Below are 19,431 nucleotides of genomic sequence, written 5' to 3'. Positions count from 1 at the left end.
GGCTTGCTGGCGATGGGTGCGCCGCGGTGTCATGTGATACCGCGTTATCGTTCATCGCCAGCAAGCCGGCTCCTACTGCCCAACGCAAAGTTGGGCAGTGCGCTCACCGGCTGGTTGAACTGGTACGGAATCGATACCAGCCCCAGCCCGGTATTGCGCTGCACCACGAAGTGCAAATGCGGCCCGGTGCTGTTGCCGGTGTTGCCCGACAGCGCCAAGGCACTGCCCACCGCCACCTGTTGCCCTTCTCGAACCTTTACCGAGCCTTTCTTCAAGTGCAGGTAAACCCCCATGGTCCCGTCTTCGTGCAACACCCGCACGAAATTGCCGGATGCATCGCTGCCGCGCCCGCGCTGTCTGTTCTCGGTTTTCACCACCACCCCGCCTCGGGCGGCAATGATCGGCGTGCCCTCAGGCATCGCAATGTCTATCGCATAACGGCTCTTGGGGCCGAAGTGGCTGTAGGGGCCATTGGCGCCCTGGCTTATCCGGAACGGCCCGCCACGCCAGGGCAATGGATACCGATAACCCACCATGGACCCTGAGGGGTCGCCCAGGGAGTATTTGAACGTCGGGACATACGCGAGGGGCTTTCCAGCATTGGTCGCCGTGAGCTGCGCCAGACGAACACTGGAGCGTAGCGGTATCACCCGCCGAATCGTCCGCTTCGGCACCCCGCTGGCGTTCTTCACCCCGGCGAAACTCAATTCAACCTCTACCGGTGCATACAGGTCATTGCGCACGTACACACTGTGCACGCCGTTTTTCTTCGTGACGATGAGGCGTACCTGGCGCTCAAGGTGCTCCTCCATGCGATCGCGAAAAACGAACACGCGGGCGCCTTTGCTGGGGCGGTCACTGTAGGTGACCACGCCGTAGACGTCTTTGGACTTGTAGATGGTCATCGCCACGGCCGAGGTGGCGACCATGAATAGGCCACATAAAAACAGCAGGCGCGTGAACATGGGCAAAGGCTCTGTCGAGTTAGGCCTGGAACTCAGCCTAGCAGCTGCAATGGACCCGGCTAGTCGGCAGATGTTTCAGAACGCGTGTTCAGCAGATGTGCGGTAGCCGTGATGGCCCCATCGCGAGCTCGCTCCACGCGGCGATCCGACAATGGGGCCTATCAGGCGACACACCTCAAGCGCCTGGAATGAAGTGTTTCTGCGCCGTGCCTCGGGCAATCAGGCGGGAGATGTAGTCGAGTTTCTGCGCATCCTGATCGACGAAGCGGAAGGTCAATTGCAGCCAGTCGCTGTCAGGTTTTGGCTCGTGGGCGACGACCGCGTGCAGGTAGCCGTTGAGACGGGCGACTTCAGCGTTGTCGCCTTGCTCGAGGTCCAGCACGGCGCTGTCGAGGATTTGCGGCAGGGTCTCGGTGCGCTTGACCACCAACAACGCCTCTTTGAGGCTCAAGGCTTTGATCACGCATTGCTGAATGCCATTGGGCAACCGCAGTTGACCCTGACCACGCCCTCCTCCGGCGGCGGCAGCCACCGGGGCCTTGACCGAAGGGCTGTTGAGCAAACCACGGGCAGGCGCGGCGGCAGGTGCAGCAACCACGGCAGGCTTGCCACCGGTCAATGCGCTCAAGGAGTCGTTGGCAAAGGCCGGGCTCGTCTTGGTGGCGGCGATGTTGGTCAAGGCATCGAGTTTGCCAACCTTGTGCAGCGCCTGTTTGACCTTGGTCAGCAGCTGCTCGTTGGTGAACGGCTTGCTGACATAGCCGGAAACTCCGGCCTGAATTGCCTGGACGACGTTCTCTTTGTCGCCACGGCTGGTCACCATGACGAAGGGCATGGTTTTGAGGTTGTCTTGCTCGCGGCACCAGGTCAGCAGTTCAAGGCCGGACATTTCGGGCATTTCCCAGTCGCACAGGACCAGGTCGAACGCTTCCTTGGCCAGCATGGCTTGCGCCTTTTTGCCGTTGACCGCGTCTTCGATCCGCATGCCGGGGAAATAGTTGCGCAGGCACTTCTTCACCAGGTCACGAATGAACGAGGCATCGTCCACGACCAACACACTGACCTTACTCATCCAAAACCCCTTTAAAAAATCCCGGCCAGCATACCGCTTTGCTGATGGCACTTTGCCAAAAACCTTCAGTCACGCCGGACTTTTCGTTCGCGGGGTGCTGCTTTTCGAATTCGTGAGCCGCAAACGAAAACGCCCGGCCAAAAGGCCGGGCGCTTTACGTGGGCAACCTTACTTATCGTCAGATTTGCCCGGAACATTAGCGGTTTCGCCACTGGTTCCTTCAACTTCTTCCTTCATGCGCTTGAGGCCCAGGTGTCGCACGTCGGTGCCGCGCACCAGGTAAATCACCAGCTCCGAAATATTGCGCGCGTGGTCGCCGATGCGCTCCAGCGAACGCAGCACCCAGATAATGCTCAAGACTCGCGAGATAGAGCGCGGGTCTTCCATCATGTAGGTCGCCAGCTCACGCAGGGCTGTCTTGTACTCGCGGTCGATGATCTTGTCGTACTGCGCCACCGACAACGCCAGATCGGCGTCGAAACGGGCGAACGCGTCCAATGCATCGCGAACCATGTTGCGCACCTGGTCGCCAATGTGGCGAACCTCGACGTAACCGCGTGGCGCTTCGCCTTCTTCGCACAACTGAATGGCGCGACGGGCGATCTTGGTCGCTTCGTCACCGATGCGCTCCAGGTCGATCACCGACTTGGAAATGCTGATGATCAGACGCAAGTCAGACGCGGCCGGCTGACGACGGGCCAGAATGCGCAGGCATTCTTCGTCGATGTTGCGTTCCATCTGGTTGATCTGGTCGTCGATCTCGCGCACCTGCTGGGCCAGGCCGGAATCGGCCTCGATCAGCGCGGTCACCGCGTCGTTGACCTGCTTCTCGACCAGCCCGCCCATGGCCAGGAGGTGGCTGCGCACTTCCTCCAGTTCGGCGTTGAACTGCGCGGAAATGTGGTGGGTAAGGCCTTCTTTACTAATCATCTTTTTCGCTCCGCGAAAGTTGCAAGCTTCAAGCTGCAAGCTTCAAGCAGTTATGTATAAATCCTGAAATCGCACCGCTTCTATCTTGCCGCTTGTAGCTTGTAGCTGGCGGCTGTTCGGCTAGCCGTATCGGCCCGTGATGTAGTCTTCGGTCTGCTTCTTCGCCGGATTGGTGAACAGGGTGTCGGTATCACCGAATTCCACCAGTTTGCCCATGTACATGAACGCCGTGTAGTCGGAAACCCGCGCGGCCTGCTGCATGTTGTGGGTCACGATGACGATGGTGAACTTGGATTTCAGCTCGTAGATCAGCTCTTCGACTTTCAGCGTGGAGATCGGGTCGAGTGCCGAGCACGGTTCGTCGAGCAGCAGCACTTCCGGCTCTACGGCGATGGTGCGGGCGATCACCAGACGTTGCTGTTGACCACCGGACAGGCCCAGTGCCGACTCGTGCAGACGGTCTTTGACTTCCTCCCAGAGTGCCGCGCCTTTCAACGCCCACTCAACGGCTTCATCAAGGACACGCTTTTTGTTGATGCCCTGGATACGCAGGCCGTAGACCACGTTCTCGTAGATGGTTTTCGGGAACGGGTTCGGCTTCTGGAACACCATGCCGACGCGACGGCGCAGCTCGGCCACGTCTTCGCCCTTGCGGTAGATGTTGTTGCCGTACAGGTTGATCGCCCCGTCCACGCGGCAGCCATCGACCAGGTCGTTCATGCGGTTGAAGGTCCGCAGCAGCGTGGACTTGCCGCAGCCGGACGGGCCGATGAAGGCGGTCACGCGCTGTTTCGGGATGTTCATGCTGACGTCGAACAGCGCTTGTTTGTCACCGTAGAACAGGCTCAGGCCCGGCACTTCGATGGCTACGGTTTCCTGCTCGAGGTTCAGGCTCTGCTTGTCGCGACCCAGCGCCGACATGTTGATGCCGTGGGTATGTGTTTCGTGCTGCATGGGAGGCTCCCTGTGCTAACAAATTCGGTTCAGTAGACCGCGGGCCGTGCCCGCGGGTTACACAATTCTTTGTAGGAGCCGGCTTGCTGGCGATGCTGGCAACTCGGTCCAGCAGGCTCACCATGGTGATGCCTTCGCCAGCAAGCCGGCTCCTACAGGGTTGATCAGCTATCCAGCGCTTTGTACTTCTCGCGCAGGTGGTTCCGGATGTAGACCGCCGACAGGTTCAACGTCGCGATCACCAGCACCAGCAGCAGCGCCGTGGCGTAGACCAGCGGTCGTGCGGCTTCGACGTTCGGGCTCTGGAAACCGACGTCATAAATGTGGAAGCCCAAGTGCATGATCTTCTGGTCCAGGTGCAGGTACGGGTAGTTACCGTCCAGCGGCAACGAGGGCGCCAGTTTCACCACACCCACCAGCATCAGCGGCGCCACTTCACCGGCGGCACGGGCCACGGCGAGGATCATGCCGGTCATCATGGCCGGGCTGGCCATCGGCAGCACGATCTTCCACAGGGTTTCAGCCTTGGTCGCGCCCAGGGCCAGCGAGCCCTCACGCACGGTGCGAGGAATCCGCGCCAGACCTTCTTCGGTCGCCACGATCACCACCGGCACCGCCAGCAGCGCCAGGGTCAACGAAGCCCAGAGCAGACCCGGTGTACCGAAAGTCGGTGCCGGCAATGCTTCAGGGAAGAACAGACGGTCGACCGAACCCCCCAGCACGTAAACGAAGAAGCCCAGACCGAACACGCCGTAAACGATGGCCGGAACACCCGCCAGGTTGTTCACCGCGATGCGGATAATGCGGGTCAACGCGTTCTGCTTGGCGTATTCACGCAGGTACACCGCCGCCAGCACGCCGAACGGGGTCACGATCATCGCCATGATCAGGGTCATCATCACGGTGCCGAAGATCGCCGGGAAAATCCCGCCTTCGGTGTTCGCTTCACGCGGGTCGTCGCTCAGGAATTCCCAGACCTTGCTGAAGTAGAAACCGATCTTGGTGAACGTGCCCATGGCGTTCGGCTGGTAGGCGTGAACCACTTTACCCAGGCCGATTTCGATTTCTTTACCGTTGGCGTCGCGGGCGGTCAGGCTGTCGCGGTTGAACTGCGCATGCAGATCGGCCAGGCGCGCTTCAACGTCCTGATAACGCGCATTCAGCTCGGCACGCTCGGATTCCATGTCCGCTTGCGCGGCGGCGTCGAGCTTGCCTTCCAGTTCCAGTTTGCGAGTGTGCAGGCGGATACGTTCGAGACCGGCGTTGATCGCGCCGATGTCAGTCTTTTCCAGCGACTTCAGTTGCGCAGCAAGCCCGTTCACGCGGTCGATCCGCGCTTGCAGCTCAGGCCACGATGCCTCGCCTTCGGCGATGACCTTGCCATCCTGTTTGACGTTGACCAGGTAGCCGTAGAAGTTGCCCCATTCACGACGCTCGATAGCCATCAGCTCAGGTGGCGTCTTCTGGTTGGTCAGCCATTCGCCGACGATCCAGGTGAAGTCGGTGCCGTTCAAGTCACGGTTGCCGACCTTGATCAGCTCGCGGGTCATGAACTCAGGGCCTTGGTCCGGCACTGGCAGGCCCGCGCTCTTGAGACGCGCACGTGGCACTTCTTCTTTCTGCACCACTTCACCGATGACCAGGTGATTAGCCTGGCCCGGTACGTCGTAGCTGGCGTGGATCAGGTCCGCCGGCCAGAAGTGACCCAGACCGCGCACGGCAATCACTGCCAGCAGGCCAATGGTCATGATGACCGCGATGGACACCGCGCCACCGCTGATCCAGACGCCGGGGGCGCCGCTCTTGAACCATCCTTTCAGGGAGTTCTGTTTCACAGACTTCTACCTTTGCTTAAAGCGACGAGTATTTCTTGCGCAGACGCTGACGAATCAGTTCTGCGAGGGTGTTCATGATGAAGGTGAACAACAGCAGCACCAGCGCCGAGAGGAACAGCACGCGGTAGTGGCTGCCGCCGACTTCCGATTCGGGCATTTCCACCGCAACGTTGGCGGCCAGGGTGCGCAGGCCTTCGAACAGGTTCATTTCCATGACCGGGGTGTTACCGGTGGCCATCAACACGATCATGGTTTCACCGACCGCACGGCCCATGCCGATCATCAGTGCCGAGAAGATGCCCGGGCTGGCGGTGAGGATCACCACGCGGGTCATCGTCTGCCACGGCGTCGCACCGAGGGCCAGAGAGCCCAGGGTCAGGCCACGTGGCACGCTGAACACGGCGTCTTCGGCGATGGAGTAGATGTTCGGGATAACCGCGAAGCCCATGGCCAGACCGACCACCAGTGCGTTGCGCTGGTCGTAGGTGATGCCCAGGTCGTGGGAAATCCACATGCGCATGTCGCCGCCGAAGAACCAGTTCTCCATGAACGGGCTCATGTACAGCGAGAGCCAGCCCACGAACAGGATCACCGGGATCAGCAAGGCGCTTTCCCAGCCATCAGGGACTTTCAGGCGAATCGACTCAGGCAGGCGGCTGAAGGCGAAGCCGGCAACCAGAATACCGATCGGCAGCAGCATCAGCAGGCTGAAGATGCCGGGCAAATGTCCTTCCACATACGGTGCGAGGAACAGGCCGGCGAAGAAGCCGAGAATCACCGTCGGCATCGCTTCCATCAGCTCGATCACCGGCTTGACCTTGCGGCGCATGCCCGGGGCCATGAAGTACGCGGTGTAGATCGCCGCGGCAACGGCCAGCGGAGCGGCCAGCAGCATCGCGTAGAACGCCGCTTTCAAGGTACCGAAGGTCAGCGGCGACAGGCTCAGTTTCGGTTCGAAGTCGGTGTTGGCGGCGGTCGATTGCCAGACGTACTTAGGCTCGTCGTAGTTCTCGTACCAGACTTTGCTCCACAACGCGCTCCACGAGACTTCCGGGTGCGGGTTGTCGAGCAGCAGCGGTTGCAGCTTGCCACCGGCTTCCACGATCAGGCGGTTGGCGCGAGGCGACAGACCGAAAACACCCTTGCCTTCAACAACCGGCTCCACCAGCAAAGTGCGGTGGGCGGTGCTGTGGAACACGCCGAGCTTGCCGGAGGCATCGAGTGCAATGAAACCCTTGCGGCGCTCTTCGGCGGTAATTTCAACGATAGGCGTGGTGCCCATCTGGAAGGTACGGATCTGCTTCAGACGTTGTTCGCCATCGGGGTCACGCGCCATGAACCACTGGGCCAGACCGCCGCTGGAATCGCCAAGGATCAGCGAGATACCGCCCACCAGTTGAGTGCTGGCGGTGATTTCAGCGTCGGCGTTTTCCAGCAATTTGTAGCGCCCGTTGAGGCTCTTGTCGCGCAGGCTGAACACGTCGGCCTGGGCACGCCCGTTAATCACGTACAGCCACTGCTGACGCGGGTCGACGAAGATGTTCTTCACCGGCTCGGTCATTTGCGGCAGGTCGATGCGCTTCTGCTCGTTGGTGACTTCGCCGGTCATCATGTTTTCTTCGCTGGTCAGCGACAGAACATTGAGTTGCGAACCGGTGGAGCCGACCAGCATCAGGGTCGAATCGTTGGCGTTGAGGCTGACGTTCTCAAGGGCACCGCCGGCTTCGTTCAGCGCGATTGGCGCTTCGCCATACGGATACTCGATGGCCGGCGAGATGGTTTTCTTGCCGTCCGGGTAGCTGACTTTGTAAGTGTGGCGGAACACCAGTGCCTGACCGTTGGACAAGCCCACGGCTACCAACGGTTGCCCTGGCTGGTCTTTACCGATGGAGGTTACGGTGGTACCGGCCGGAACAGGCAGATCGACGCGCTTGAGTTCGGCGCCACTGTCGATATCGAAGAACAATGCCTGGCCCTTGTCGGAAACCCGCATGGCCACCTGGTTCTGCTCTTCCAGGGAGAACATCAACGGCTTGCCGGCGTCTTGCATCCAGGCTGGCGTGATGGCGTCCTTGGACGTCAGGCTGGCACCCTGGAACAGGGGCGCAACGACGTAGGCAAGGAAGAAGAAAATCAGGGTGATCGCGCCGAGAACAGCGAGGCCGCCCACGAGGACGTACCAGCGAGTCAGCCGATCTTTGAGCGCGCGGATGCGGCGCTTGCGTTGCAACTCAGGCGTATTGAAATCAATTCGCTTGGGGGGATTAGTAGTCATGTTGGAATTAGCCAGATCATTCATTCGCACACCCTAGCGATCCTGTATGACAGAAAGATGACAGTGCAGTGACGCGACAAATCCGCCGCTGGGGGTAGCCAGCAGCGGATAGAGAAATTTGGGGGTGTAGGAGCCGGCTTGCTGGCGAAAATGGTACATCCGACACATTTTCTGCGGATGGATGACCATCGCCAGCAAGCCGGCTCCTACAGAGTCCGAGGTAAACCCGGACTCAGGGTTTTACTTTTTTGCGACTTCAGGGCCGCCTTCTTTCAGACCCAGGTCAGCCAGTGCTTTTGCAGCAACCTTGGCCGGCAGTGGGATGTAGCCGTCTTTCACCACAACTTCCTGACCCTGCTTGGACAGAATCAGTTTCACGAACTCGGCTTCCAGCGGGGCCAGAGGCTTGTTCGGGGCTTTGTTGACGTAGACGTACAGGAAGCGCGACAGAGGATACTTGCCGTTCAGGGCGTTTTCTTCGGTGTCTTCGACGAAGTCCTGGCTGCCTTTCTTGGCCAGAGGCACGGTCTTCACGCTAGCGGTCTTGTAGCCGATGCCCGAGTAACCGATGCCGTTCAGCGAGGAGCTGATCGACTGCACGACCGAAGCCGAACCTGGTTGTTCGTTCACGTTTGGCTTGTAGTCGCCTTTGCACAGGGCTTCTTCTTTGAAGTAGCCGTAAGTGCCGGATACCGAGTTACGACCGAACAGTTGAACCGGCTTGTTGGCCAGGTCGCCGGTCACGCCCAGGTCACCCCAGGTTTTCACGTCGGCTTTAGCGCCGCACAGACGAGTGGACGAGAAGACCGCGTCGACTTGTTCCATGGTCAGGTGCTGGATCGGGTTGTCCTTGTGAACGAAAACAGCCAGGGCGTCCACGGCAACCGGGATAGCGGTTGGCTTGTAGCCGTACTTCTGCTCGAAGGCAGCCAGTTCGGTGTCCTTCATCTTGCGGCTCATCGGGCCCAGGTTGGAGGTGCCTTCAGTCAGCGCAGGTGGCGCAGTGGCGGAGCCAGCGGCCTGAATCTGGATGTTTACGTTCGGGTATTCTTTTTTGTAGTTCTCAGCCCAGAGGGTCATGAGGTTGGCCAGAGTATCGGAACCAACGCTGGACAGGTTGCCCGACACACCAGTGGTCTTGGTGTAGCTCGGGATAGCAGGGTCAACAGCGGCAACCGCGTTGGCAGTCGCAACGCCAGCAGCGACAAAAGTCATTGCCGCCATCAAACGCTTCAGTTTCATGCCTTACTCCTAGCAGATAGGGTGTGTTAAGTCGGGGCCAAGTATCAGCAGGCCGTGTGAACACTCTATGGCTGAAATATGACAATTGGATGAAAGGCCAGCATTCGGTTATTTGCAGGATGATTCGCGCCGCCCTCAATCGCCAGCAGGCTGGCTCCCACAGTTGAAATGCATGCCAAATGTGGGAGCCAGCCTGCTGGCGATTGGGCCGGTACAGACAATGAAAAAGTCGAAATCAGCGACCCTTCTTCCAGAGATACGCACCCACCACAATCCCGACCCCGCACAGCACCGCCACATAATAAGCGGGCCCCATTGCACTCTCCTTGAGCAGCAAACTGACAACCATCGGCGTCAGGCCGCCGAAAATCGCGTAGGCCACGTTGTAGGAGAACGACAGACCGCTGAAGCGCACCACCGGCGGAAACGCTTTGACCATCACGTACGGCACCGCGCCGATGGTGCCGACCAGCAGACCGGTCAGGGCGTACATCGGGAACAGCCAGTCGGGATGGTCGGCCAGGCTGTGATAGAAGGTCCAGGAACTGGCCAGCAACGCCGCACAGCCAAAGACGAAGACGCGTCCCGCACCGAAGCGATCGGCCAATGCGCCGGCAACGATGCAGCCAAAACTCAGGAATACGATCGCCACGCTGTTCGCCTGCAGGGACGTGGTGGGCGAGAAGTGATAGACCGTTTGCAGAACGGTCGGGGTCATCAGGATCAACACCACGATAGCGGCAGACAACAACCAGGTCAGCAGCATCGAAATCGCGATGGCGCCACGATGGTCACGCAGCACCGCACGCAGCGGCACTTCTTCGGCCAGGGCCTTGCGCAGTTGCAACTCGGCGAACACCGGGGTTTCGTGCAGCCAGCGACGCAGGTACACCGAGAACAGGCCGAACACGCCGCCCAGCAGGAACGGGATCCGCCAGGCGTAATCCGCCACTTCCACCGGGGTATAAATGCTGTTGATTGCGGTAGCGACCAGAGAACCCAGCAAGATCCCCGCCGTCAGGCCGCTGGTCAGGGTGCCGCAGGCGTAACCGATGTGACGCTGCGGCACGTGTTCGGAAACAAAGACCCACGCCCCCGGCACTTCACCACCAATCGCCGCGCCCTGAATCACCCGCATCAACAGCAACAGGATCGGTGCCCACAGGCCAATCTGCGCATAGGTCGGCAACAGGCCCATGATCAGGGTCGGCACCGCCATCATGAAAATGCTCAAGGTGAACATCTTCTTGCGACCCAGCAGGTCGCCAAAGTGCGCCATCACAATGCCGCCCAGCGGCCGCGCCAGGTAACCGGCCGCGAAGATGCCGAACGTCTGCATCAGGCGCATCCACTCGGGCATGTCCGGCGGGAAGAACAGCTTGCCCACCACCGTGGCAAAAAACACGAAGATGATGAAGTCGTAGAACTCAAGCGCACCGCCCAGAGCGGACAGCGACAGCGTCTTGTAGTCGTTGCCGGTCAATGGACGTGCGGGTTGCTCGGGTTGCGCGATGCTCGAGGGCGCTGGGGTCATGGCAAGGGCTTCTCTTATAGTCGGATTTGCAACCTCAACAACGCTGGTAGAGGCTTGGGCAGGTCGGGCACGATAGCAAATTGTTCGAAAAAGCACATAGAGGTGCGTTTTTGACGGTCAAAATGAGAACCGGACGGTCGTCTCGGAGTCTACCGACCGATATACTCGCAGCCTGCTCCGGTTTTCGAGGGGTTGCTGTGCGAAGACGTCGTTGGCCTCATTCACCGGTGCCAGCCGATTTCGCAGAGTTTCCCTTTAGACGCCTTAGGAAAACGTGACGAACGTAGTATGTTCGGTGCTGAATCGTTTTTCCCGAAGACGGCTACCACCAGCAGTACCAACGAAGAGTCACGGGTCAGAGGCACCCCCGGCATGATAGAGCTCGAACAAGAAGATCCAATCCCGCAAGGCGACCTGGCCCTGCAAATCACCGCGCTTCCTCGCGAAACCAATGGCTTCGGCGATATTTTCGGCGGCTGGCTGGTGGCGCAGATGGATTTGGCAGGCACGGCGATGGCCAGCAAGGTTGCTGGCGGGCGCGTCGCCACCGTGGCGATCGACCGTATGGCGTTCCTGGTGCCGGTGGCGGTGGGTGCTCAGCTCTCCTTTTATACCCAGGCGCTGGAAATCGGCCGCAGCTCGATCAAGATGATGGTTGAAGTCTGGAGCGACGATCCGTTGTCCAGCGAGTGGCGTAAAGTGACCGAGGCGGTGTTTGTGTTCGTCGCCATCGATGGCAGCGGCCGCACCCGCTCGGTTCCAGCAAGGGCTCGCTGAAGGCGATTCTAAACCTGGCGTTTGTTTTGCGGTCTGTAGTCGTCATTGTTCCTGATCGAGAGCTGTCCCATGAACACGCCCAACGTTGAAGCGGTAAAACTGGATGAACTGAACTGCTGGCGTATCCGCCACGGTCAGGCCGAATTACTGGTGGCCCAGCAAGGCGCGCACATCCTCAGTTATCAACTGGCGGGCGAGCCGCCGCTGATCTGGCTCAATGACGAGGCCGTGTTCAAGACCGGCAAGAGCATCCGCGCCGGCGTGCCAGTTTGCTGGCCGTGGTTTGGCAACCTGACGCGCAATCCGCAAAGTGTCCAGGCGATGCGCGTCAGCGCTGAAGCGCCGCCGGCTCACGGGTTGGTGCGAGCGATGGACTGGGAGTTGGGCGGCATCGAAGCCGAAGGCGAAAGCCTGAAGATCGAGTTCCTTCTGCCCTACCCCGAAGGTGGCCTGCCAGGCTGGCCGCACCAGGTGGACTTGAAGCTGAGCATTCGTCTGGATGAGCAACTGCATATCAGCCTGACCAGCCATAACCAGGGCGCTGAAACCGTCAGCATCAGCCAGGCGCTGCACAGTTATTTCGCCGTCAGTGATGTGCGCCAGGTGCATGTCGAAGGCCTCGATGGTTTGAACTACATCGAGACCCTGGACGACTGGAAAACTGTCACCCAGCGCGGTGACCTGCATTTTGCCGGCGAAACCGACCGCATCTACCTCGACACGCCGGCGCAATTGAGCATCGTTGATCCGCAATGGGAACGACTCATCGAACTCACCAGCAGCGGCTCGCGTTCGGCGGTGATCTGGAATCCATGGATCGCTCGCGCCGCCGCGTTCAGCGACATGGCTGACGATGGCTGGCAACGCATGCTGTGCATCGAGACGGCGAACGTGATGGGTGATGTGGTGAATCTGGCACCGGGTGCCAGTCATACCCTTGGCGTGAGTATCGGCAGCAAACCGCTGTAAACCTGTAGGAACCGGCTTGCCGGCGATGGCGCCCTCAAGATCGCTATCGCCAGCAAGCCGGCTCCTACAGTACTTTTACAAATCCGACTCTTCCACGACTCTGACCTTCGCCGCATCCAGCGCATACGCCGCATCAGCCAGATCATTGCTGACCTTCTCGACCTTCAACGTACCGGTCACCCACAGCGGCGTGTAGATATCGTTCAGCTTCAAGCCTTTCGGATACCGCACCAGCACCAACTGGTTAGGCGGCGGAGGCGGCACATGGATGCAGGCGCCCGGATACGGCACGAGGAAGAACAGCGTGCTGTGCCCCTTGGCGTCGGTTTCCAGCGGCACCGGATAACCGCCGATGCGGATGTTCTTGTCGTTCATCGACGCAACGGTTTTGGTCGAATACATCACCGCCGGCAAACCTTTGGCCTGCTTCATCCCACCCTTTTCGGTAAAGGTGCCAGTGGCTTCGGGTGAGTCGTGGTCGATTTCGGGCATGGCCTCGAGGGCTTTCTGGTCCGACTTGGGCATCAGTTCGAGCCAGTCGGTTTCCGGCAGCTCGCCAGCATGGGCAAGGCCCGAACCCAGGAATAGAAGAGTCAGCAGAAGACGGCGCATGAAGGTGCTCGGCAAGGATAAGGAAATCGCCGAGCATTCTAGCCCTCCCGGCTTGCGCGGCCGAGAGGGTTTGTCACTTGAATCAGTTCTTTTTGACCAGGCCGTAGATCACCAGCAATACAACAGCGCCTACCAGTGCACCGATGAAGCCGGCACCTTCACCTGCGTGATAAATACCCAGGGCCTGGCCGCCGTAGGTGGCTGCCAGCGAACCGCCGATACCGAGCAGGATGGTCATGATCCAGCCCATGTTGTCATCGCCCGGTTTCAGGAACCGCGCGAGCAGGCCGACAATCAAGCCGATAAAGATGGTTCCGATAATTCCCATGGCATTTCCCTCTGATTGAATTGGCTGAGTCCTAGCCAAAGCCTAGTCAGACTTTGGCATCCTGCCATCAGAGAACGGTGCAACCTCAATGGTTCCACCGCTGCCACATGAAACTATTCGGCGATGAGCGCTTCGACCTTGAGGATCTGCGCGGCCAGCGTCTCGCGGTCTGCACAACGCAGGTTGGCGTGACCGACCTTGCGGCCGACCTTGAACGCCTTGCCGTAATGATGCAGATGGCAATCGGCGATGGCCACGACTTTCTCGGTGTCCGGTACTTTACCGATGAAGTTGAGCATGGCGCTTTCGCCAACCTTGGCCGTCGAACCCAACGGCAGACCGGCCACGGCCCGCAGGTGGTTTTCGAACTGGCTGCACTCGGCGCCTTCGGTGGTCCAGTGCCCGGAATTGTGCACACGCGGGGCGATTTCGTTGGCTTTCAGGCCACCGTCGACTTCAAAGAACTCGAACGCCATCACGCCGACATAATTCAGCTGCTTGAGCACACGGCTGGAGTAGTCTTCGGCCAGGGCTTGCAGCGGGTGATCGGTGCTGGCCACGGACAGCTTGAGAATGCCGCTGTCGTGGGTGTTGTGCACCAGCGGATAGAACTTCGTTTCGCCATCACGAGCGCGCACGGCGATCAGCGAGACTTCGCCAGTGAACGGCACGAAGCCTTCCAGCAGGCACGTCACGCTACCGAGCTCAGCAAACGTACCGACGACGTCTTCAGGCGTGCGCAGGACTTTCTGGCCCTTGCCGTCGTAACCCAGGGTGCGGGTTTTGAGCACGGCCGGCAGGCCGATGGAAGCCACGGCGGCATCGAGGTCAGCCTGGGACTGGATGTCGGCGAACGCCGGGGTTGGAATCCCCAGGTCCTTGAACATGCTCTTTTCGAACCAGCGATCGCGGGCGATGCGCAGGGCCTCGGCGCTCGGATAAACCGGCACGAACTGCGACAGGAACGCCACGGTTTCAGCTGGAACGCTTTCGAACTCGAACGTCACCAGATCGACTTCATCGGCCAGTTGACGCAAGTGATCCTGATCGCCGTAGTCGGCACGCAGGTGTTCGCCCAACGCCGCCGCGCAAGCGTCCGGCGCCGGGTCGAGGAAAGCGAAGTTCATGCCCAGCGGAGTGCCCGCCAGCGCCAACATGCGACCCAACTGGCCGCCACCGATTACACCGATCTTCATCGTCAACAACCTCAGGCGATGCGTGGGTCTGGATTTTCCAGGACGCTGTCTGTCTGCTCAGCACGGAAGGTTTTCAGCACTTCATGGAACTGCGGGTGCTTGGCGCCCAGGATGCTCGCCGACAGCAAGGCTGCGTTGATTGCACCAGCCTTGCCGATGGCCAGTGTGGCGACCGGAATGCCCGCAGGCATCTGCACAATAGAAAGCAGCGAATCGACGCCCGAGAGCATCGCCGACTGCACCGGCACACCGAGCACCGGCAGGTGGGTCTTGGCCGCACACATGCCAGGCAAGTGGGCCGCGCCACCGGCACCGGCAATGATCACCTCGATGCCACGCGCCTCGGCTTCTTCAGCGTACTGGAACAGCAGGTCCGGGGTGCGGTGGGCAGAAACCACTTTCACCTCGTAAGGGATGCCGAGCTTTTCCAGCATATCGGCGGTGTGGCTAAGGGTGGACCAATCGGACTTGGAGCCCATGATCACGCCAACCAATGCACTCATCGTCGTGCCTCTTCTCTCTGGGCGCCCGCAGGCGCATCAAAAAACAACAAGCCACGCATTATGCGTGGCTTGATTGTACGAATTATGGCCGGTCGTAACCGGCCGAAGGCCGCGCAGTATACCTCAAAGAAGCAGATAAACAGCCCCTGTGGTGACCATCTGTCATACGGGCAAAAAACAGGTATTTCCTGACTATAAAGTCAGTCAATCGAATGCCGGCCGATCGTGAACTTCCCTGATTTTCTGGATCAGTAAATGTCGAGCACCTTAAATAACTTAAAACAACTTGAAACTTGCCAGAAGACTTCGACCAAGATAATTATCAATGACATTGATACGTAACTGAACAGGAAGTTCAAAACATGAAAAAACCCATCTCGATAATGATCGTCATTCATAAAGACCTTCAAAACCATCAAAAAGCTGCTTTATATGCCGATTATTTTTCGTGGCTAAAACCAGAGCTCGAATCCATTTCCGGGCGGGATGTCCGATTTTATATGCTTCATCACGATGAAGTACCGAAACTGGCAGAGTACAACTTCAGGAACGAAGACGCTTCGGCATCGCTGGATGGCTGGAGAGACTTGATACAAGACTGGTATATAAGCCTGACGCAAACCGGCGAGCATGAGTCGAACCTGACCAAAGTCCTTTTATTGACTCGAAACAACATCAACGCAACGGCAGGCGGACTTATCGCAGTGACACTCGGATACGCCGAAATCAAAGGGCACTGTGCAATTGCAGCAATCACATCCGTCCACGCTCCCGCACATGAAATTGGACACATGCTTGGCGCAACACATGAAGACAGCGAAGTCATCTATGACGGCTGGTGGCACGATTCGATCATGTTGTCGGACTCGTTCTCAAGCGTGCGCGGAAACGCCTATCGATACAGTGACAAGAACAGGGAAAATATTCGCGAACACCTCAACAAATTTGCATAGTCAAAGTGCCGCCAATAATCGACACCAAAACCCATCTTGAAATTCTGACTTGTCGATATAGCACTTCCATAGAAAGGAATCACTGATGCCGCTACTTCCGATTACCTTAACCGTTTTTTTGCATGAAGATCTGAAAGACCAAAACCTCAATCTGCTCTGCAGTCACTACTTTGACTGGCTGGAAGACCACATCACCGTAATTTCAGGTCGCGACATGAATACCGAATTCATAAAACCTTCAGACGCGCCTGGCATCAGCAGCATCGATTACAAAACCGAGGATCTTCAGCACCTTCTTAAAAAATTTAATGCCGAAGTCGTACTTTATGTAAAAAATACTAACGGTAGTTTCGAAAATGCCATTCACAAATACATGCTGTTAACGCGCGACATCATTAACGAAACAACCCTGGGGGTGGCTGCCAGTCCAGGCGCTTTCGCAGTCGCATCGATCACGGACTATTTCACTGCGGCCCACGAACTGGGTCACATGCTCGGTGCGAGCCATGAGGACAGCGGCGACGTCACGACTTACCACGGACCCGTCAAATCACTCATGCATGCAACCGCCGGCGATGTCGGCGCCCGCTTCAGCCAAATCAATGAGGACAATATTCGCCGCTACCTCGGTCAGTACGATTGAGACAGGATTGCAACAACGTCGCTGGATCCAGGCCACTCGCGTGGCCGGGAGGATTTCGCCCTCATACAGCAGAGCTCGCCGCGCCCCCTTCAAGCTTGCGCCAGAGCAACCGCACATTCGCCTTGCGCACCAGTGCGCAGCGATACAAACGGATCTCCAGCGGCACATGCCATTGCGGCCCACCACAAACCACCAGCTCACCGCGCGCCAGTTCGGCGCGCACGCTAAGTTGCGGTACCCAGGCGATGCCCAAACCTTCCAGGGCCATGCTTTTCAGGCTATCGGCCATGGCAGTTTCGTAGATGGTGGTGAAGCGCAATGCCCGTTGTCGCAACAACATGTTCACCGAACGGCCAAGAAACGCACCGGCGCTGTAGGCCAGCAATGGCACGCTGCCCTCGCCTTCCAGATCGAACAGCGGTTTGCCATCCGCATCCGCCGCGCAGACCGGCAGCATTTCGGTGTGCCCCAGGTGCAGCGAAGGGAAAATTTCCGGGTCCATCTGCATCGCCGCGTCCGGGTCATAGAACGCCAGCATCAGGTCGCATCCGCCTTCGCGCAGGGCATGCACGGCGTCGCCGACGTTGGTCGCTACCAGACGCGTCGCGATGTTCAAACCTTCGTTGCGCAGCTGCGCGATCCAGCGCGGAAAGAAACCCAGCGCCAGCGAGTGAGCGGCCGCGACCTGCATCACTTCGCCCTGCCCGCCTTCCAGGTGATGGAGATGGCGCAGCACTTCACCGAGTTGTTCAACCACAGTTCGAGCGGTGACCAGAAACAATTGCCCCGCTGCCGTCAGCTCGATCGGCGTGCGCGAGCGATTGACCAACTGCAGCCCCAACGCCGCCTCCAGGCTGCGGATGCGCCGACTGAACGCCGGCTGCGTGACGAAACGTCGTTCAGCCGCCTGGGAGAAACTGCGGGTGGCAGCCAGAGCACTAAAGTCCTCCAGCCATTTGCTTTCCAGATTCATCACGTCCTCCCGGACACGCACCAATTTAGGTCACACGCTCGCCGTCAATCCGGCGTCACACGGGCATTATGCCGAATATGCATAGCCTAGTGTTTAACAGCATTGGCCCAAAAATCTCCACGAGCCTAGCATTCGCAGCGTTCCGGCATAGACCGGGTTCATATCGAGATGATTTCTATCATGTCCTCCGCTGCATCTTTCCGCACAGAAAACGACCTGCTTGGCGCCCTCGAAGTACCGGCTCAAGCGTATTACGGCATCCAGACCCTGCGAGCGGTGAACAACTTCCGCCTCTCGGGCGTTCCGATTTCGCATTACCCGAAACTGGTTGTGGGCCTGGCAATGGTCAAACAGGCCGCTGCCGACGCTAACCGCGAGCTGGGTCATCTGAGCGAAGCCAAACACGCTGCCATCAGCGAAGCCTGTGCACGATTGATCCGCGGTGATTTCCACGAAGAGTTCGTGGTCGACATGATTCAAGGTGGCGCCGGTACTTCCACCAACATGAACGCCAACGAAGTGATCGCCAACATTGCGCTCGAAGCAATGGGCCATCAGAAAGGCGAATACCAATACCTGCACCCGAACGACGACGTGAACATGGCGCAGTCGACCAACGACGCCTACCCGACGGCAATCCGCTTGGGTCTGTTACTGGGTCACGACGCGCTGCTGGCCAGCCTCGACAGCCTGATTCAGGCGTTCGCGGCCAAGGGCCAGGAATTCAACCACGTCCTGAAGATGGGTCGTACCCAGCTGCAAGACGCCGTGCCAATGACCCTGGGTCAGGAATTCCGCGCTTTCGCCACCACCATGGGCGAAGACCTGGCCCGTCTGAAGACGCTGGCCCCGGAACTGCTGACTGAAGTGAACCTGGGCGGCACCGCGATCGGCACCGGCATCAACGCCGACCCGCGCTATCAGGCCCTGGCTGTGCAGCGCCTGGCGCTGATCAGCGGTCAACCGCTGGTTCCGGCGGCCGACCTGATCGAAGCCACGTCCGACATGGGCGCCTTCGTACTGTTCTCCGGCATGCTCAAGCGCACCGCGGTCAAGCTGTCGAAGATCTGCAACGACCTGCGCCTGCTGTCCAGCGGCCCGCGTACCGGCATCAACGAAATCAACCTGCCGGCACGTCAGCCAGGCAGCTCGATCATGCCAGGCAAGGTCAACCCGGTTATCCCGGAAGCCGTGAACCAGGTAGCGTTCCAGGTCATCGGTAACGACCTGGCCCTGACCATGGCAGCCGAAGGCGGCCAACTGCAACTGAACGTGATGGAGCCGCTGATCGCTTTCAAGATCTTCGACTCGATCCGCCTGTTGCAACGCGCCATGGACATGCTGCGCGAGCACTGCATCGTCGGCATCACCGCTAACGAAGCCCGCTGCCGTGAACTGGTCGAGCACTCGATCGGCCTGGTCACCGCGCTGAACCCGTACATCGGCTACAAAAACGCCACCCGTATCGCCGGCCTCGCCCTTGAAAGCGGCCGCGGCGTGCTGGAACTGGTGCGCGAAGAAGGTCTGCTCGACGAAGCCATGCTCGCCGACATCCTGCGCCCGGAAAACATGATTGCTCCGCGTCTGGTTCCGCTCAAAGCCTGAACCGACGCGTTACTTGTAGCACCGCTCACCAGGTCGAGGGACTAGACACCTCTCACCTTTTGAGG

18 protein-coding genes are annotated in these 19,431 nt (G+C 59.1%); 5 read left to right on the top strand and 13 right to left on the bottom strand.

The window, feature by feature from the left end; all coding sequences use genetic code 11:
• Nucleotides 1-44: 44 nt before the first annotated feature.
• From CKW15_RS04065 to CKW15_RS04030, 8 genes are all read right to left on the bottom strand, one after another.
• Nucleotides 45-965, bottom strand: a complete 921-nt coding sequence (locus CKW15_RS04065; RefSeq protein WP_095151678.1) for a peptidoglycan DD-metalloendopeptidase family protein — start codon at nucleotides 963-965, stop codon at nucleotides 45-47.
• A gap of 175 nt (nucleotides 966-1,140) precedes the next feature.
• A complete protein-coding gene (locus CKW15_RS04060) occupies nucleotides 1,141-2,037 on the bottom strand; it encodes a response regulator (protein WP_095151677.1) in 897 nt (298 codons plus the stop codon).
• 168 nt (nucleotides 2,038-2,205) lie between these two features.
• Nucleotides 2,206-2,967: a phosphate signaling complex protein PhoU gene (phoU, locus tag CKW15_RS04055; RefSeq protein WP_008064514.1), complete on the bottom strand. Its 762-nt coding sequence runs from the start codon at nucleotides 2,965-2,967 to the stop codon at nucleotides 2,206-2,208.
• Between the two features lie 120 nt (nucleotides 2,968-3,087).
• Nucleotides 3,088-3,921 carry a phosphate ABC transporter ATP-binding protein PstB gene (gene pstB, locus CKW15_RS04050; protein ID WP_095057856.1) on the bottom strand — a complete coding sequence of 278 codons (834 nt, stop codon included), beginning with the start codon at nucleotides 3,919-3,921 and terminating at the stop codon, nucleotides 3,088-3,090.
• Between the two features lie 164 nt (nucleotides 3,922-4,085).
• Nucleotides 4,086-5,756 (bottom strand): phosphate ABC transporter permease PstA, encoded by a 1,671-nt coding sequence (pstA, locus tag CKW15_RS04045; protein WP_095151676.1) that lies wholly within the window; start codon nucleotides 5,754-5,756, stop codon nucleotides 4,086-4,088.
• Nucleotides 5,757-5,772: 16 nt separating this feature from the next.
• Nucleotides 5,773-7,806, bottom strand: a complete 2,034-nt coding sequence (locus CKW15_RS04040) for an ABC transporter permease subunit (protein WP_177450548.1) — start codon at nucleotides 7,804-7,806, stop codon at nucleotides 5,773-5,775.
• Between the two features lie 465 nt (nucleotides 7,807-8,271).
• The gene (locus CKW15_RS04035) at nucleotides 8,272-9,273 is read right to left on the bottom strand and encodes a phosphate ABC transporter substrate-binding protein PstS family protein (RefSeq protein WP_095057859.1); all 1,002 of its coding nucleotides are present in this window, start codon (nucleotides 9,271-9,273) and stop codon (nucleotides 8,272-8,274) included.
• A gap of 235 nt (nucleotides 9,274-9,508) precedes the next feature.
• On the bottom strand, nucleotides 9,509-10,807 hold the full coding sequence (locus CKW15_RS04030; protein WP_095057860.1) for an MFS transporter: 1,299 nt from the start codon (nucleotides 10,805-10,807) through the stop codon (nucleotides 9,509-9,511).
• Nucleotides 10,808-11,179: 372 nt separating this feature from the next.
• On the opposite strand from CKW15_RS04030, the gene CKW15_RS04025 reads away from it, so the two are divergent.
• Both CKW15_RS04025 and CKW15_RS04020 read left to right on the top strand, forming a co-directional pair.
• Nucleotides 11,180-11,584 (top strand): acyl-CoA thioesterase, encoded by a 405-nt coding sequence (locus tag CKW15_RS04025; protein ID WP_053164119.1) that lies wholly within the window; start codon nucleotides 11,180-11,182, stop codon nucleotides 11,582-11,584.
• Nucleotides 11,585-11,653: 69 nt separating this feature from the next.
• Nucleotides 11,654-12,553: a D-hexose-6-phosphate mutarotase gene (locus tag CKW15_RS04020; protein WP_095151674.1), complete on the top strand. Its 900-nt coding sequence runs from the start codon at nucleotides 11,654-11,656 to the stop codon at nucleotides 12,551-12,553.
• A 75-nt stretch (nucleotides 12,554-12,628) separates the two neighbouring features.
• Here CKW15_RS04020 and CKW15_RS04015 read toward each other — a convergent pair whose 3' ends face one another.
• From CKW15_RS04015 to purE, 4 genes are all read right to left on the bottom strand, one after another.
• Complete coding sequence (locus CKW15_RS04015; protein WP_095151786.1) at nucleotides 12,629-13,165, bottom strand: DUF3299 domain-containing protein; 537 nt, start codon at nucleotides 13,163-13,165, stop codon at nucleotides 12,629-12,631.
• Nucleotides 13,166-13,247: 82 nt separating this feature from the next.
• Nucleotides 13,248-13,493, bottom strand: coding sequence for a GlsB/YeaQ/YmgE family stress response membrane protein (locus tag CKW15_RS04010; RefSeq protein WP_095057863.1), 246 nt, complete (start codon nucleotides 13,491-13,493; stop codon nucleotides 13,248-13,250).
• Nucleotides 13,494-13,606: 113 nt separating this feature from the next.
• A complete protein-coding gene (locus CKW15_RS04005; RefSeq protein ID WP_095151673.1) occupies nucleotides 13,607-14,689 on the bottom strand; it encodes a 5-(carboxyamino)imidazole ribonucleotide synthase in 1,083 nt (360 codons plus the stop codon).
• Nucleotides 14,690-14,700: 11 nt separating this feature from the next.
• Nucleotides 14,701-15,192 (bottom strand): 5-(carboxyamino)imidazole ribonucleotide mutase, encoded by a 492-nt coding sequence (gene purE, locus CKW15_RS04000; RefSeq protein WP_034149342.1) that lies wholly within the window; start codon nucleotides 15,190-15,192, stop codon nucleotides 14,701-14,703.
• Nucleotides 15,193-15,554: 362 nt separating this feature from the next.
• Between purE and CKW15_RS03995 the strand changes: the two genes are divergently transcribed.
• Both CKW15_RS03995 and CKW15_RS03990 read left to right on the top strand, forming a co-directional pair.
• On the top strand, nucleotides 15,555-16,145 hold the full coding sequence (locus CKW15_RS03995; protein ID WP_095151672.1) for a reprolysin-like metallopeptidase: 591 nt from the start codon (nucleotides 15,555-15,557) through the stop codon (nucleotides 16,143-16,145).
• Between the two features lie 85 nt (nucleotides 16,146-16,230).
• Nucleotides 16,231-16,788 carry a reprolysin-like metallopeptidase gene (locus CKW15_RS03990; RefSeq protein ID WP_095151671.1) on the top strand — a complete coding sequence of 186 codons (558 nt, stop codon included), beginning with the start codon at nucleotides 16,231-16,233 and terminating at the stop codon, nucleotides 16,786-16,788.
• 61 nt (nucleotides 16,789-16,849) lie between these two features.
• Here CKW15_RS03990 and CKW15_RS03985 read toward each other — a convergent pair whose 3' ends face one another.
• The gene (locus CKW15_RS03985; protein ID WP_095057867.1) at nucleotides 16,850-17,761 is read right to left on the bottom strand and encodes a LysR substrate-binding domain-containing protein; all 912 of its coding nucleotides are present in this window, start codon (nucleotides 17,759-17,761) and stop codon (nucleotides 16,850-16,852) included.
• A 180-nt stretch (nucleotides 17,762-17,941) separates the two neighbouring features.
• On the opposite strand from CKW15_RS03985, the gene aspA reads away from it, so the two are divergent.
• On the top strand, nucleotides 17,942-19,366 hold the full coding sequence (gene aspA / locus CKW15_RS03980) for an aspartate ammonia-lyase (RefSeq protein WP_008045549.1): 1,425 nt from the start codon (nucleotides 17,942-17,944) through the stop codon (nucleotides 19,364-19,366).
• Nucleotides 19,367-19,431 lie beyond the last annotated feature (65 nt).

Origin of the sequence: Pseudomonas sp. Irchel s3b5 (assembly GCF_900187435.1) — a bacterium.
In the GTDB taxonomy this organism is placed as follows: Bacteria; Pseudomonadota; Gammaproteobacteria; order Pseudomonadales; family Pseudomonadaceae; genus Aquipseudomonas.
This window is presented reverse-complemented; position numbering and strand designations above follow the sequence as displayed.